The sequence below is a fragment of the Streptomyces sp. NPDC001027 genome (assembly GCF_040299045.1).
Taxonomy (GTDB): domain Bacteria; phylum Actinomycetota; class Actinomycetes; order Streptomycetales; family Streptomycetaceae; genus Streptomyces.
Genome location: NZ_JBEPBI010000561.1, coordinates 1 through 1,550 on the forward strand (window position 1 = coordinate 1; position 1,550 = coordinate 1,550).

At 66.6% G+C, this 1,550-nt stretch carries 1 protein-coding gene and 1 pseudogene; one reads left to right on the forward strand and one right to left on the reverse strand.

Translation table 11 applies throughout. From position 1 onward, the window contains the following. Positions 1-311: 311 nt before the first annotated feature. A pseudogene (locus tag ABT300_RS43890) lies at positions 312-814 on the forward strand (transposase); the annotation flags it as partial. Positions 815-821: 7 nt separating this feature from the next. On the opposite strand, the gene ABT300_RS43895 reads toward ABT300_RS43890, so the two are convergent. Continuing rightward, positions 822-1,370: a putative immunity protein gene (locus tag ABT300_RS43895; protein ID WP_351688744.1), complete on the reverse strand. Its 549-nt coding sequence runs from the start codon at positions 1,368-1,370 to the stop codon at positions 822-824. Positions 1,371-1,550 lie beyond the last annotated feature (180 nt).

Consider the following 1,550-nt stretch of genomic DNA (forward strand, 5'->3'; position numbering starts at 1 on the left):
CGTCGGGGCGGTCTACCCGGACGACGTGGCCGCCCTCTTCGCCGACTTCCTCAGGCCGGGAATAGCAGACGGTCAGTCGGTGCATGGAGCCTCCTGATCGAGGTGACAAGCGTCATTCCCGAGGCCGGCACTGCATTTGGACGAGCACGGCGAGTGTCAGCGAGCGCCTTGACCGCTGTCGAGACGCGACGCACAACTTGGCGGGAATGCGAAACGACGGCCGATCAGTGCAACGCGCGGCCGTCTGCCGCCGGTCATCCGTTTCCTCGGGCAGCGAAACCGATCAGCGTGTAGCCGGGCCACGCGGCACCACCTGCCAGGCCGCGGACGACCTCGCCACAGGCGCCGAAGCCGCCTTCCACCAGCGCGCCGACAGCGAGATCCTGCTCAACTTCCCCGGCCTCGGTCCCCGGCTCGCAGCCCGTGTCATCGTCGCGATCGGCGACGACCGGACCCGCTTTGCCGACGTCAGAGCCCTCAAGTCCTGCGCTGACTCCGCCCCGATCACCCGCGCATCAGGGATGCAGCGCTTCGTCGGCCGCCGCTTCGTCGAGAACAACCGGGCTCATGCGCGCCGGCTTCCTCTGGGCCTTCTCGGCTCTCCAGGGCTTCTTCTGGAGCCGACGCCCACTACCGGCGCCGACGCGAGTACGGAGACTGGCGCAACGCCGCATCGCGCCACCTGCTCAACCGCTTCCTCGGACAACTCCACCACTGCCTTCAGACCCGGCAGCACTTCGACGAACGACACGCCTTCGCACCATTGCTTCACGCCCCTCTGTGCCCCGGGCGGCGGCCCGCAGACGGACAGTGAAACTCACTCACTCGACGAAGGTGAGTGAACGAAGATCAGCGTCCAGCAGGCGAATCAACTCACCAACCCGTCCGCCCCCATCTGGTGCCGCAGGGAAACGCTTGAGTACGTCAACGACAACCGGGGTCGCGTGATGCACCGCTCGCTCAAGGTGCTCGGCAGCGACGCCCCGATCGTCACCAGCAACGAGTTCCGCCGCTCTGGCCGCGTAAGCACCGGCTCCGAGGATGTGCTTCACCTGGGTTGCCTTGGCCAGCGGATGCAGATAGGCGGCGCCGGCCGCAGACATCGCTGCCCACGCTGCCTCGCGCGCAGCCGCAGTATTCGCACTCTTGGCTGCCTTGAGGGCTGCCGACGCCGTGTCGCGCAGAGACTTCCCGCGCTCACCACCCCGAGCGAATTCCCACGCGGCACCGAGAGCGTCTCGAGGCCGAGAGTCGTCCGGCTGATCGTCCTCGAATACTTCGAGGGCCATCGCCGCACACGCCGCGGCGAACGCGGTGACCTCACGAAGATCCTGCTTGCTCAGAACGATCTCGCTCGCTTCACCTGTCATGAACCCATCTTCGACCACTGCGCCGACTGCCTTCAAAGCAGTCCAAGAGGGCGGCTTGACTTCCTAGCCCCCTGAGATGTCTTGGCACAGCCCGTCCCGCCGCCGATCAGGCCTCTGTTCGGCCAACTGGACACCCATCGTGGCGGCCATGGCGGCGCCGGCTTTCAGGACAGCTTTCAG